We start from the raw sequence: 12,164 nt of genomic DNA, 5'->3' as shown, positions 1-12,164 counted from the left end.
AAAAAGGGTGAGTACTATGGATAAATCGATTAATGAATTGTTGTCGGCAATGACTCTGGCCGAGAAAGCTTCACTCTGCGCGGGATTGAATATGTGGATGACGAAGGGTATCGAGCGGTTGAACATTCCGCCAGTTCATATGTACGATGGAACAAACGGCATCCGTAAAACGAACAGCGATGAAGAAATGGGCATCACAACGGAAAATGTACCTGCAACCTGTTACCCTACGGGTTCGGCCATCGGTTCTTCGTGGAACACGGAATTGCTGCATGAGGTCGGTGTGGCTCTAGGACGCGAATCGAAAGCCATGGATGTAGAGCTGCTGCTTGGACCGGGTGTCAATATGAAAAGGACACCGCTTGGCGGTAGAAATTTCGAATACTATTCGGAAGACCCGTGCTTGACGGGTGAACTTGGAGCAGCATTCATTAATGGGATTCAAAGCGAAGGTGTAGGTGCTTCTGTTAAACACTTTGCGGGAAACAACCAGGAGTTTGAGAAAATGGTGACCAGTTCGGAAATCGACGAGCGGACACTGCGCGAAATTTACCTGAGCGCCTTCGAACGAATTATTAAGAAATCCGATCCTTGGACGGTTATGTGTTCTTATAACTTATTGAATGGAACGTACACGAGTGAGAACGAGCATTTGCTGCATGACATTTTGAGAGAAGAGTGGGGTTATGAAGGCGTTGTTCTATCCGACTGGACAGCTGTCAATGATCGCATACGCGGACTGAAGGCTGGACTTGATCTGGAGATGCCAGGTCCTGCTCATTACAATGCCAAAGCCATCATTGAGGCGATTCAGAACGGAAGCCTTTCCGAAGAACAATTGGATCGAAGCGTGGGTCGCATTTTGAAGCTGGTCGAGCGGGTAACGGGCAACAAAGGCGAGGAGACTTCTGAAGATGCGGATTACCATGCACTTGCTCGCAAAGCGGCAGCCGAAAGTATTGTGCTTCTGAAAAATGAGAACGCGATTCTTCCGCTGCAGCCGGAATCATTGGGGTCCATTGCCGTGATTGGGCGGTTTGCCAAGAAGCCTCGAATTCAGGGGGCAGGCAGTGCGAAGGTAACGCCGACAAGAGTAGACATTCCGTGGGACGAGATAAAGAATCTGGCCGGCGAGAATATTACGATGGGATATTCAGAAGGATACCCGGAGGATGACTCCATTCACGATGAGTTAATTCAGGAGAGCGTCACATTAGCCAAGAATTCTGATGTTGCTGTACTGTTTGTTGGCCAACCGGAATATGCCGAATCGGAGATGCATGATCTGCAAGGCATTGACCTTCCCGAGCATCAAGTGAAATTGATTATGGCGGTAGCCGCGGTTCAGCCCAAGTGCATTGTCGTAACCAGCAGCGGCACCGCACTCGCGATGCGTCCATGGGTACAGCATGTACCTGGTGTGATTCACTCGTGGTTGTCGGGGCAAGGCATGGGTAAAGTGGTTGCAGATGTATTATTCGGACACACGAATCCATCGGGTAAGCTGTCGGAGACCTTCCCTGTGAAGCTATCGGACAACCCGTCCCATATGCGGATTCGCGGAGAGAATGGCAAGCTGTATTATCGTGAAGGTCTTTTTGTAGGATATCGATACTATGACCGGAAAGAACTGGCTCCTCAATTCCCGTTTGGGCACGGATTGTCCTATACATCGTTCTCGTATTCGGATCTGGAAGTGGCTCAGACGAACACCGGCGTCACCGTTTCTTTCCAGTTAAAAAATACAGGTAAGCGCAAAGGGAAAGAAGTCGTTCAATTGTACGTACACGATGAAGAGTGCACATGGACTCGTCCGGAGAAAGAGTTAAAAGCCTTTGTCAAAATCGAACTGGAGCCCGGTGAGAAACGCAAGATTACCTTTGATCTGGAAGAGAGAGATTTTTCGTACTATAACACCAAGTATAACCGCTGGGTGGCAGAGACTGGATACTTCCAAATTTCGCTGGGCAGCTCGTCCAAAGACATCCGAATCACGGAACGTCTCCATTGTGACTTCGGGAAAGAAGAGATTACGTTTCACAAATTCAGCCTTCTGAGCGAATGGATGAGTGATCCGGCAGCGAAAGCGGAATTGGAAAAATGTCTGAATGACATGAACGAGCATGTTACAGATAAGGTATATCTCAACGAGGAATTTGTGGGATTTTGGGAAGACTTCCCTATGATCAAAGTATTTCAAATGTTCGGTCAACAATGGATGAATGAGCGTTCACCTGATGATGTTATTCATGAACTTATTGCCAGGGTTAACCAGGCACGAAATTAATAGATAAGGTAAAGAAAAACCAAGTTCGATCCCGTAAAGAGGAGATGAACTTGGTTTTTCTATCGTTACGGGACAGATTGTTTACAAACAGCCGGATGCTATGCAGAGCTTGCTCGATTCACGATGTAAATGCCGAGCGACACGAACAGGAGGGCAACCAGATTCTTCAGTTCCATAATGCTTTCGCCCAAAAATACAGCAGATAGCAATGAGCCAAACACGGGGATAAGGAAGTTGTATACAGACACTTTTCCTACTTTGTTGTATTTAAGAAGCATATTCCATAAACAAAATGCTGCGGATGACAGGAGTACCAAATAAACTAAGTTACTGGTGGATTCCAGGGTGAAATGTGTTACCTGTCCGCCCAGCAGCAGACCCAGCATAGCCAGCGTCAATCCGCCGACAAACAGGCTGAAACCCGTGACAACCAATACATCCATGGAAGAGGTTAAATGCTTCGCGTAGATGGCCGTAATGGAAAATATGAATGCAGCTGCAATGACGAAGCCTTCACCTGTAAACGAAACGGAAAATGAAAGTAGATCGGTATTGAAATTGACAATAATGACACCGATAAATCCCAGCACGCAGCCAATAACTTTTTTACTGCTTAGCTTGTCATTTTGATACAGGAAATGGGCTAGCACCACACTGAAAAAGGTTGCTGTTGCGTTCACAATGGAGCCTTTAACACCAGTCGTATTGGATACACCTATGTAAAAAAACATATACTGCAGGCCTGTTTGCATGACTCCCAGCATAGTGAGGCTGGTCCATTGCTGTCCAGATAGAGCAAACTTCCGTTTTCGAATCAAGCGGTACAGGGTCAGGAGCAGCAATCCTGCAAGTATAAATCGATACCCTGCAAATACAAATTTGGAACCAATATCTTCAGGCATGATGTTAAAAGCGATATACCCTAGTTTAATAGATGGGAAAGCACTTCCCCATAACAAGCAGCATAGGCTTGCGACTAGGGTTACAACCAGTGGATCGGTTAATCTGTGTGGTTTCTCAATTCCTTGAATCTCATTCACTTGTAATCTTCTCCTCAGCAAGTAGTGCGTTTGTTATGCAACAAATACATTCTAGACCATATCACATTTCCCGCAGCTTGTATCAAAAAGTTGAATGGACTAAGCATCAGGGAAAAGGAATATGTGGTTTATGCAGGAAGTTATATGAAGGATGTGGAATTTATATACAGATTTACTGTTGAGGGGGTGATTAGATGGTTTTTCCAACGCATATTGTATCGGCAGGCGGAATTGTAGAAGACGGACATGGAAATATCCTGTTAGTAAAGGCCCATGATGATGGCTGGGTGTACCCAGGCGGGATTACTGAAGTAGGAGAAAACCTGATTGATGGCGTGATCCGTGAGATCAAGGAAGAAAGCGGGATAGACGCCAGTGTTAGTCATTTGATTAGTGTTGTCTCGAATACAGCAGTACATAAGTGGTATGACGGTGTGACGGATGTTCCGACAAAGGTCATGTTTGATTTTGTATGCAAATTAGAAGGTGGAGAATTAGCTGCATCTGAGGAAACGAGCGAGTGCAGGTGGGTTCCAAAGGAACAGGTGCTGGATTATATTACACTACCTGCCATCCGCATGCGTTATGAAGCGTATCTGAATTTTCAAGGTTCAGTAAATTACGTGGAGTATGTCACTGCGACAACATCGGAGTGTAACACCAAGCTTCATCGACATGTTTAGCTGTACGGGTGCTTGCAGTTTAATAAAGTTATGTGCAGATGCTCAAGCGTCAATGGGTTGAACAGCTGTTGATTGAACACAGGAGAGCAGTCGATTCATTGGATCGACTGCTCTTATTCATTCGGCGGGAGATCGAAGTGATGATTTCAATATTAATGATAGATACGCAGTTTCATAAAATTCAAAAAGTCGCTCTGCATCGAGCCCAGTGTAAGGATTTTCCTGGGAATCATGAATTTCCATCGCTGGCCTTGAACGTGGAATGACCATGTTGCAGACAATAAAGTTCCAGAATGATATTTTTGATCCTGTAATTCTGCTGTTTGGAATTCAATGGTATGTACGACTTTAGTCGAGAAAAAATTGAGGAAGAGGATGATTATTTTATCCTCATTGATGAGCAATATAGCCCGGCTTGTCTTCGCTGACCAGCTCTGCGGCGTGCAATAACATATGTACATGTCAGGTTCTCTATAAGATTGAGTTAGCCGATTCATCAATTTTTTGGTAATAAAAATCATGGCTCAATGCTCCTTCTGCTGTGATATCTCATTCTGTAACTCGTTCCTAGAAATTCCGATCCAACAAAACCCCTACTTGTTCTGCAATAACTTGAGTTGACTCCGAAATTCCATTGGTAAGCCACGCTTCGACGATCTCCACGATTGCCGCTCCAAAGAAATTAAGAATGATCTCCTTGCTTAATCCCTGATTTATTCCTTCGATTATATTCACTTCGCCCTCTAATTCTTCAATAACAAATGCAAGAAAATGATGACGAAATACAGAGGCGCCCTTGCTTGATAACATGGCTGAAAAGAAGGGAAGATGATGTTCAAAGTATTCAAACCAGAGGAGATTTCCCTCTGCAAAACTTAAGTCAGATGCGGCTTCGCATATTCTGCGTAGCTCGTTAATGTGTTCTTCAATAAGTTTGTCGAGCAAATCAAATTTATCCATGTAATGATCATAGATCGTTCTACGACCGACGTTTGCCCGATGCGAAATGTCCTGAATCGTAATGTGATCCAGATTTTTCTCAGACATCAGTTGAGTGAATGCATTCTTAATTGCATCTTGAGATTTTTGCACTCTTCGATCCAATTTTAATTTGGACATGAGGCTTCGCTCCTTTCCAAAGGGTAGTCGCACATTATTTCAAATTTGTGCAATAGCGCACGAATGAAGACGGTTTGTTTATTGAAGCTGCATTACTTTCCCTTTATATTATACACATGTGCGGTAACGCATCAATATGTATTATCTCCAGCATTTATGTTTCCTTCACAGAAATAATAGAATAGAAGCCTACAGGGAGGCGAAGCACTTGGATCGAATCGAAAAGAGCAAGGAAAAATACCAAGAACTATTTGGTGAGAGCGTGCCCTCTGCCTATTCAACAGATCCTGAATTTCAGGACATCTTAAGCCGTTTTATCTTTGGAGAAGTGTTCTATCAAGGTACGCTGACTGAAATTCAGCGGGAACTGCTGACCTTGGTAATCCTCACAGTCAACCAGACGTTACCTCAGCTTAAGGTTCGGTGATTTCTATACCCGTGACGGACTTGAGCTGGAAATCCGGGAATTGTTAACACTGGCTATGGTCAGTGCATTGGGAGGAGCCGAAGGCCAAGTTAAGGCACACGTACAGGGAAATATTAATGTGGGAAATGACAAGGAAACACTGATTGCGGCGATCACACATTGTCTGCCTTTTATGGGTTTTCCAAGAACACTAAATGCACTTGCTTGCATCAATGAAGTGATTCCGGAAAATGAAGAGAAATAATTATAATCAACAGATTGGAGAAATCAGATATGACAAAACATGAAGAGGTAAAGAATGGCGTTATATTTCCGGTAGGAGAGAAGAATGAAGCTTATGCACAATATTTTGTGGGACAAAGCTATCTTCAAGCTCTGGTTGCAGATCCGAAAGTGAATGTTGGCGTAGGGAACGTGACCTTTGAGCCTGAATGCCGAAACAACTGGCACATTCACCGTGACGGATTCCAGATATTATTAGTTACCGGTGGAGAAGGGTGGTATCAGGAGGAAGGCAAACCTGCCCAATTCCTGAAAGCCGGCGATGTTATTGTTACGCATGATGGTGTAAAACACTGGCATGGTGCCGCAAAAGACAGCTGGTTTGAACATATAGCGATTACTGCAGGTACACCTGAATGGCTAGAACCTGTCACGGAAGCAGTTTACGATAGTACGACGAAGTGAACCACCAGATTCTCATGAACTAAAAGTTTTAGAGTGAACGAAAGAGACACCCGTAAGGGTGTTTTTTGCTTTCTACATACTAAGATTAAGTGATTAAATGAAATCATATAGAAATCTATTGTGCTAATATAAAAGGGTTTTAGCGAACCAGGGTAGAAAGGCAATGGATAAAGGTTTAAATCAAAATCTTCGTTTAGGAGGAATCATTTGAGAATAGATCAGGTATTTGAATACGAAATTGGTGTGGAGCTTAGCGAGAAAATACAAGCGTTATTAATCAAAAGCTTTCCTGAAGTTTATCCGGTGGATCGAGTTTACTTCAAGCAAGTACCGCAGTTTAGATTCTTGGCTTATAACGATGAGAATGAACTCGTAGGACAAGTGGGTTTGGATTACAGGGTGATGAATCTAAATGGTAAACGCATTAGAGTCCTTGGTGTGATTGATTTGTGCGTCTTACAAAACGAGCGTTCTCAAGGGCTGGGTTCCAAGCTGCTTAAGGAAATTGATGCATTCTCCATCGGTAGGAATATAGACTTTCATCTTCTGTTTGCAGATAACATGGCTTTGTATCTAAAGCACGGATATAAAAGAGTTGAAAATCGAGTAAAGTGGTTGAAGATTAATGATGAATTACAAATGACGAACGGAATAGGTCACGAGCCGATAAGCGAAATCATGATTAAGGAAGTAAGTGAGATGAGTTGGGATGAAGGGGAGCTGGACTTGCTAGGCTACCTTTACTAGAATTGCGTTCGCACATGGATATCGTACATAAGGAAAGTGTATAACCAAAGCATAGCCCATTAAACCGTTAATTCGTAAACTAGAATAACGGTTTTTTGCAATTTTATAGAACGAGTTGAAGAGCAAACGAACACATCTCAACTGGAATCAATTCTGAATCTGTATTTCCTTGGCGAAACACCCACAAATTTCTTGAACTGTCTCATAAAATGGGTGTCATTCTCATATCCACATGCGTACGCAATCTGATTAACGGAGAGCTCACTGTGATCCAAAAGATATTTGGCATGGTCAAGCCGGGCATGAATCATATCCGTCATTACGGAACAACCAAATAGCTCTTTATAGATGTGTTGAAAGTAGGATTTACTCATATTTAATCGTGAAGCTTGTTCTGTTACGGTTACGTTTTGCTGAGGAGAGCGATAGATATCGTTGCGCAGTTCTGTAAATTGCATGTAATAACGGCTAAGTTGGTGGGGAGCAGTTCTTGCTCGCAAGTCACTCAATTTCATGAAGAAAGACCGAAGGTCGCAATCGATAATACGCTCACGCAGCTTTCCATCCAGTCTGTGACACTTCTGAAGTTCCACGATGCTTCTGGAAATCAACAAGGGATCTGAAGCTTCAATAAGTGTGTCCACAGGAAATTGAATACTTATGAGAAATTCGTGGAAATCGCTGCCGTTACAGTGAAACCAATCATTAATAAATGGACTCTCCACCTCACGGTAATAATGAGGCGTTTGAGGTTGAAACAAAATGAAGGTATTCTTCTCCACCGTGCTTGTGTTGTCATGCAATCTTACTTCTGCTCTGCTGTTAAAAAACACAAAGGTGTAATTTCCTGAACCACTTGGCCGGTTTCTCACAATCCCTTCATGGTGAATGGTACGATATCCGCAAGAAAGTAACGTAAGCATGCTTTATCCTCCTCAGCACAATAGGTCAGTTTTTGATGATTATAGTTTATTGTTCAGGTCTAAACAACCTTCTATAATTTTCTGAAAATGATTATTCAGAGGAGGCAAAATAAGTGTCGGTTGACAGAAAGTATTGGGTCGATACGTTGGTTCGCATAGCACATCCTGTACTCGATGCCTTAGCAGAAAGCAGACTTGTTATCGATATGCCTGTCGAATCACAGGGGGGAGATCGTTCCGACTACGCTTATTTGGAAGCTTTGGGACGGACTTTGGCCGGGATTGCACCATGGCTTGAACATGGCCCTCGTTCAGATGAGGAGGGGGAGATTCGAGCCAGGATGGCAGATCTGGCCAGACGTGCAATCGGAGTGGCGACAGATCCAGCTTCGCCCGATTTTATGAATTTCACGCAAGGCGGCCAGCCTGTTGTTGATGCAGCTTTTCTTGCGAATGCGGTGCTTCGGGCTCCGCATGAACTGTATGAACTGCTAGACGAGAAAGCTAAAGATCATCTGAAATCAGCCCTGCTCGCCACACGGATTATACGCCCTGTATTCAGCAACTGGTTGTTGTTTAGTGCGATCATTGAAGCGGCCCTTGCCCGTATGGGCGTAGAAACTTGGGATCGCATGCGAGTGGATTATGCGGTGAGGCAGCATGAACAATGGTACATGGGTGATGGAGCATATGGTGACGGGCCTGACTTTCATTGGGATTACTATAACAGCTTTGTGATTCAACCCATGCTCGTGGATACATTAGAAGCGTTAGGAGATCAATTCGACGATTGGAAGGCGATTAGGATCAGGGTGTTGGACAGAGCTACTCGCTATGCAGCCATCCTGGAACGCCTGATTTCACCAGAAGGCACCTTTCCGCCTATTGGGCGTTCACTTGCCTACCGTTTCGGAGCATTTCAGCATTTATCTCTCATGGCACTCAGAGAGGAACTCCCGGTAGAAGTGGAGCCAGCTCAAGTTCGCTGCGCCCTTACGGCTGTGATCCAGCGGCAGATTCAGATGCCAGGCACGTTTGACGATGCCGGATGGCTGCGAATTGGATTCGCCGGAAGTCAGCCGGAAATCGGTGAAGCTTACATATCAACGGGCAGTTTGTATCTGTGTACGACCGTATTCCTTGCGTTAGGACTCTCGCCTGAGGCTGATTTCTGGCAGGGAGAGGCCGAGTGGACTTCACAGAAGGTATGGTCCGGAGGAGAGGTCAATTTGGATAAAGCCTACCATGATCGACGTTTTACAGGGGGTTGAGGAACGTTTTTGGTAATCATATTGTTCCATTGTTCGTGCAGCCTCTTGAACGGATGTCATAGAGAGATAAGAATAGAAGTGCATGGAGAGTCGCTGTAAAGCGGCTTTTTTTGTTCTCAACTGAATGAGAATGATATTGATTATTGTTCTCATTTACACACTCCGACATTTACTGTATACTGACAATAGTTATTTTACATAATGGTCAAAAAGACAGACGAGAATGGAAAAGGGAGAGGTTATTTACATGTTGGTTTCCGTAAAAAAAGGGATGTTTCTTTGTTTGATTACTGCAATGATTCTGGTGCTGGCTGCATGTTCAAGTGGTGGCAGCGATAATGCCAAGAGCAGCTCACAGCAAGCTACGGAGAGCAGCGCCACGAATGCAGCAGCAGATGGGGAGCAGACCAATGCTGATGCTTCAGCTGCATCTGAAACAACTTACCCGGTAACCGTGTCGAATTATACAACAGAGAACGGTACCTGGGTCGCTAAGGAACAAACCTTCGACAAGGCACCTGAACGCGTTGTTGCCAATACACAAGGTGCAGCCGAGCTGATGATTCGCCTTGGATTGACGGACAAGCTCGTGGGTGTAGCTGCATTGTTTGGTAGTGTGCCTGAAGATATTGCTGAGGAGTTTAAGAAAATCCCTGTTCTGGCCGAAGGATATGTTGGTAAGGAAGTGACCATTGGCGCTTCACCTGACCTGATTATGGGACGTGGCGGGCTGTTTGAGGATGCCGACTGGGGTGTGGGTACAGTCAACAGCTTGAACGATATGGGTATCAAAACGTTTGTGCAGAGCACGAGTGTTACTGATGCTTCGTTGGATAGTCTGTATAAGGATATCACCGAGCTAGGCGAGATCTTTAATGTACAAGCTAACGCGGCGGCCTATATTGAGGAACTTAAAGTACGCGAAGAAGCATTGAAGGCTCGTGCTAGCGCTGAAACAATCAATTATGCGTCCTTCTCTGATAATGGTGATGGAACCATTGCGGTTTACAACGGGAATGGAGATTCGTTTATCGAAAGTGCAATGTCATTAATCAATGTACATAATATGTTGATCAATGAAACAGGCACACTCAGTCTGGAGAAGCTCATCGAGATCAATCCGGATGTGATGATCATTTCCAAATATGCTGGCGGTATCGATCCGCAAGAAACGATTGACAAGTTGCTTGCTAACAAGCAGGTGCAAAGTATTAACGCAGTGAAAAACAAGAAGATCTATGTTATTGATTTCAATAATTTCTGGGGTTACGGAGATTCCATCTTCACAGGTGTTGAGAAGCTTGCTGATGATATGGGGTTGTAATATAACCTAATTTATATAATTCATGTGTTACGATATTATATCTTCACATTCAAGTAGGAGCCAACTTTAGGAGTTGGCTCCTTTTCTCATTATGAGTACGATTAGTTTTCAAATTCAATTTAATGTATTTGCTATATCAATTAAGGTTTGGTAATCGTATAACGGTTCAAGATTGTTGTTTTTTCCTGAAATAAGAGAGTAAGTTAGACCCTCGTTTCTCCAATAGATGGCACTCACATGTTCGTTTCCTTGGTCCCATGTTTGCGAACCGTTAGTTAATTTCAAACCTTTCTTCCCAGTCGGAGGTGTATCAATCTGTGAGTTTGTAATCATTATGATGAGATTTATTCCTTCATCGCTGTTTGCATACGTGATTTCAATTGCATCAAATTCTCCATTGGTATCTAAAATCCTTGCTGATTGTTGAGTAACATGGAAAGGAACTGACGGTTGTTTGATTTCAAACGGAATCTTAGCTTCCGCTTCTTCAACTGAAATATTAACCGGGGGCTCCAGATCTGAAGTATTTATCGGTTGATTACTTTCCGAGTTTTGTAAGCAGCCAGACAAGAACAGAGGAATCATACATAGGAACATTAACCGCATTACAGCCTTCATTTGAACCACCTCGATATCTGAGTAGTTACTTCTATTACGTACTACCAGCTGGGATGGTGCATAATCTAGCCTATTTATTACATATATAAAGAACGTTTCTCGAAGTTGATCAATGACACGGATAGCAAGCAATAGTGGTTCGATAAATCAGGAATTTTACCCGATCCAACCTTCTCCATGCAGTTTAGGGTTTGAAACATGCGTTTTATCCAATTTCCCCCTGAAAATTATGATAAAGTAGTATATTTGAGAGTGAAACTCAGAATTGTCGTCAAATGAAGGGCGGATGTACAATCATGTTTAATGTTGCCATTTGTGATGATGAGGAGAAACAAAGAGAGCTCGTGAAAGCGATGCTGATCTCCTTATCTCTGAAAACGAATATTGATTTCCAAGTTACCTTATTTGCATCCGGTGAAGAGTTAGTTTCTTATTACAAAACGGTTGGGGATACCTTCCATATTCTCATTATGGATGTGGAGATGAACGGGATGAACGGCATACAGGCGGCCAAAGAAATCAGAATGTTGAAATTTCTGGATGTGCAAATCATGTTTCTTACCAGCTATCCGGAGTATATGGTAGAGAGCTTCGATGTGGTTACTTTTCAATATCTGATCAAACCGATCCAGACACATATCTTCGAGGAGAAAATGATTAAACTATGTCAGTACTTGAGATCAATGGACAAAAAGTTTGTATTAATAAAATCAGCTTATGAAGAATTGCTTTTGAAATACGATGACATTCTCTGGATTGAAGTGATCAAAAGTCTAACAATCAAAAACAAACTGAATTTTGTGACCACCGAAAGCACGCATGAAAGTAAAGGCATTATTTCGAATTATGCGGATGCTTTGAAGGATCATGGTTTCTTGCAAATTCATCGCTCAATTATCATTAACCTGATGCATGTCCAGAAGTTTAGCGGCTCCCAGGTCGTCATGTTAAATGGTGCTGAATTGCCCATCGGTCGTTCCAAAGTCAAGGAAGTCAAGGATGCCTACACCAAATATATGATTATGAGGATTCAATGAT

Annotated in this window: 14 protein-coding genes; 10 read left to right on the top strand and 4 right to left on the bottom strand. The window is 43.4% G+C overall.

What is annotated here, in order from left to right; genetic code table 11:
• Positions 1-16 precede the first annotated feature (16 nt).
• On the top strand, positions 17-2,287 hold the full coding sequence (locus MHB82_RS18090) for a beta-glucosidase (RefSeq protein WP_341175517.1): 2,271 nt from the start codon (positions 17-19) through the stop codon (positions 2,285-2,287).
• Positions 2,288-2,385: 98 nt separating this feature from the next.
• Here MHB82_RS18090 and MHB82_RS18085 read toward each other — a convergent pair whose 3' ends face one another.
• On the bottom strand, positions 2,386-3,327 hold the full coding sequence (locus MHB82_RS18085) for a DMT family transporter (protein ID WP_341175516.1): 942 nt from the start codon (positions 3,325-3,327) through the stop codon (positions 2,386-2,388).
• 194 nt (positions 3,328-3,521) lie between these two features.
• Here MHB82_RS18085 and MHB82_RS18080 point away from each other — a divergent pair, with 194 nt between their 5' ends.
• Both MHB82_RS18080 and MHB82_RS18075 read left to right on the top strand, forming a co-directional pair.
• Positions 3,522-4,010: an NUDIX hydrolase gene (locus MHB82_RS18080; RefSeq protein WP_153978954.1), complete on the top strand. Its 489-nt coding sequence runs from the start codon at positions 3,522-3,524 to the stop codon at positions 4,008-4,010.
• 32 nt (positions 4,011-4,042) lie between these two features.
• The gene (locus MHB82_RS18075) at positions 4,043-4,276 is read left to right on the top strand and encodes a hypothetical protein (protein WP_341175515.1); all 234 of its coding nucleotides are present in this window, start codon (positions 4,043-4,045) and stop codon (positions 4,274-4,276) included.
• 301 nt (positions 4,277-4,577) lie between these two features.
• On the opposite strand, the gene MHB82_RS18070 is transcribed toward MHB82_RS18075, so the two are convergent.
• Entirely contained in the window at positions 4,578-5,129 is a 552-nt protein-coding gene (locus tag MHB82_RS18070; protein ID WP_341175514.1) for a TetR/AcrR family transcriptional regulator, read from the bottom strand.
• 208 nt (positions 5,130-5,337) lie between these two features.
• On the opposite strand from MHB82_RS18070, the gene MHB82_RS18065 reads away from it, so the two are divergent.
• The 4 genes from MHB82_RS18065 to MHB82_RS18050 all read left to right on the top strand — a co-directional run bounded on the left by MHB82_RS18065 (position 5,338) and on the right by MHB82_RS18050 (position 6,990).
• Positions 5,338-5,556: a carboxymuconolactone decarboxylase family protein gene (locus MHB82_RS18065; RefSeq protein ID WP_341175513.1), complete on the top strand. Its 219-nt coding sequence runs from the start codon at positions 5,338-5,340 to the stop codon at positions 5,554-5,556.
• A 25-nt stretch (positions 5,557-5,581) separates the two neighbouring features.
• On the top strand, positions 5,582-5,800 hold the full coding sequence (locus tag MHB82_RS18060; RefSeq protein WP_341176661.1) for a carboxymuconolactone decarboxylase family protein: 219 nt from the start codon (positions 5,582-5,584) through the stop codon (positions 5,798-5,800).
• 29 nt (positions 5,801-5,829) lie between these two features.
• Positions 5,830-6,243, top strand: coding sequence for a cupin domain-containing protein (locus tag MHB82_RS18055; RefSeq protein WP_341175512.1), 414 nt, complete (start codon positions 5,830-5,832; stop codon positions 6,241-6,243).
• A gap of 207 nt (positions 6,244-6,450) precedes the next feature.
• Complete coding sequence (locus tag MHB82_RS18050; protein WP_341175511.1) at positions 6,451-6,990, top strand: GNAT family N-acetyltransferase; 540 nt, start codon at positions 6,451-6,453, stop codon at positions 6,988-6,990.
• Between the two features lie 137 nt (positions 6,991-7,127).
• Here the strand turns inward: MHB82_RS18050 and MHB82_RS18045 are convergent, their stop codons facing one another.
• Positions 7,128-7,913 (bottom strand): helix-turn-helix domain-containing protein, encoded by a 786-nt coding sequence (locus MHB82_RS18045; RefSeq protein ID WP_341175510.1) that lies wholly within the window; start codon positions 7,911-7,913, stop codon positions 7,128-7,130.
• Between the two features lie 113 nt (positions 7,914-8,026).
• Between MHB82_RS18045 and MHB82_RS18040 the strand changes: the two genes are divergently transcribed.
• Together MHB82_RS18040 and MHB82_RS18035 are read left to right on the top strand one after the other, a co-directional pair.
• On the top strand, positions 8,027-9,184 hold the full coding sequence (locus MHB82_RS18040) for a DUF2264 domain-containing protein (protein ID WP_341175509.1): 1,158 nt from the start codon (positions 8,027-8,029) through the stop codon (positions 9,182-9,184).
• A gap of 247 nt (positions 9,185-9,431) precedes the next feature.
• Positions 9,432-10,508: an ABC transporter substrate-binding protein gene (locus MHB82_RS18035; protein ID WP_341175508.1), complete on the top strand. Its 1,077-nt coding sequence runs from the start codon at positions 9,432-9,434 to the stop codon at positions 10,506-10,508.
• A gap of 114 nt (positions 10,509-10,622) precedes the next feature.
• On the opposite strand, the gene MHB82_RS18030 is transcribed toward MHB82_RS18035, so the two are convergent.
• The gene (locus MHB82_RS18030; protein WP_341175507.1) at positions 10,623-11,126 is read right to left on the bottom strand and encodes a hypothetical protein; all 504 of its coding nucleotides are present in this window, start codon (positions 11,124-11,126) and stop codon (positions 10,623-10,625) included.
• 296 nt (positions 11,127-11,422) lie between these two features.
• Between MHB82_RS18030 and MHB82_RS18025 the strand changes: the two genes are divergently transcribed.
• The gene (locus MHB82_RS18025) at positions 11,423-12,163 is read left to right on the top strand and encodes a LytR/AlgR family response regulator transcription factor (protein ID WP_341175506.1); all 741 of its coding nucleotides are present in this window, start codon (positions 11,423-11,425) and stop codon (positions 12,161-12,163) included.
• Position 12,164 lies beyond the last annotated feature (1 nt).

The sequence above is a fragment of the Paenibacillus sp. FSL K6-2862 genome (genome assembly GCF_038005125.1).
Taxonomy (GTDB): domain Bacteria; phylum Bacillota; class Bacilli; order Paenibacillales; family Paenibacillaceae; genus Paenibacillus; species Paenibacillus illinoisensis_A.
Note: the sequence above shows the minus strand (reverse complement) of the source record. Positions and strands in the feature narration are given on the sequence as shown.

Bases quoted from the DNA above. Each gene is read 5' to 3' on its own strand.
- MHB82_RS18090 (WP_341175517.1), top strand. From the start codon at position 17: ATGGATAAATCGATTAATGAATTGTTGTCGGCAATGACTCTGGCCGAG.
- MHB82_RS18080 (WP_153978954.1), top strand. From the start codon at position 3,522: ATGGTTTTTCCAACGCATATTGTATCGGCAGGCGGAATTGTAGAAGAC.
- MHB82_RS18070 (WP_341175514.1), bottom strand. From the start codon at position 5,129: ATGTCCAAATTAAAATTGGATCGAAGAGTGCAAAAATCTCAAGATGCA.
- MHB82_RS18055 (WP_341175512.1), top strand. From the start codon at position 5,830: ATGACAAAACATGAAGAGGTAAAGAATGGCGTTATATTTCCGGTAGGA.
- MHB82_RS18045 (WP_341175510.1), bottom strand. From the start codon at position 7,913: ATGCTTACGTTACTTTCTTGCGGATATCGTACCATTCACCATGAAGGG.
- MHB82_RS18035 (WP_341175508.1), top strand. From the start codon at position 9,432: ATGTTGGTTTCCGTAAAAAAAGGGATGTTTCTTTGTTTGATTACTGCA.
- MHB82_RS18030 (WP_341175507.1), bottom strand. From the start codon at position 11,126: ATGAAGGCTGTAATGCGGTTAATGTTCCTATGTATGATTCCTCTGTTC.
- MHB82_RS18025 (WP_341175506.1), top strand. From the start codon at position 11,423: ATGTTTAATGTTGCCATTTGTGATGATGAGGAGAAACAAAGAGAGCTC.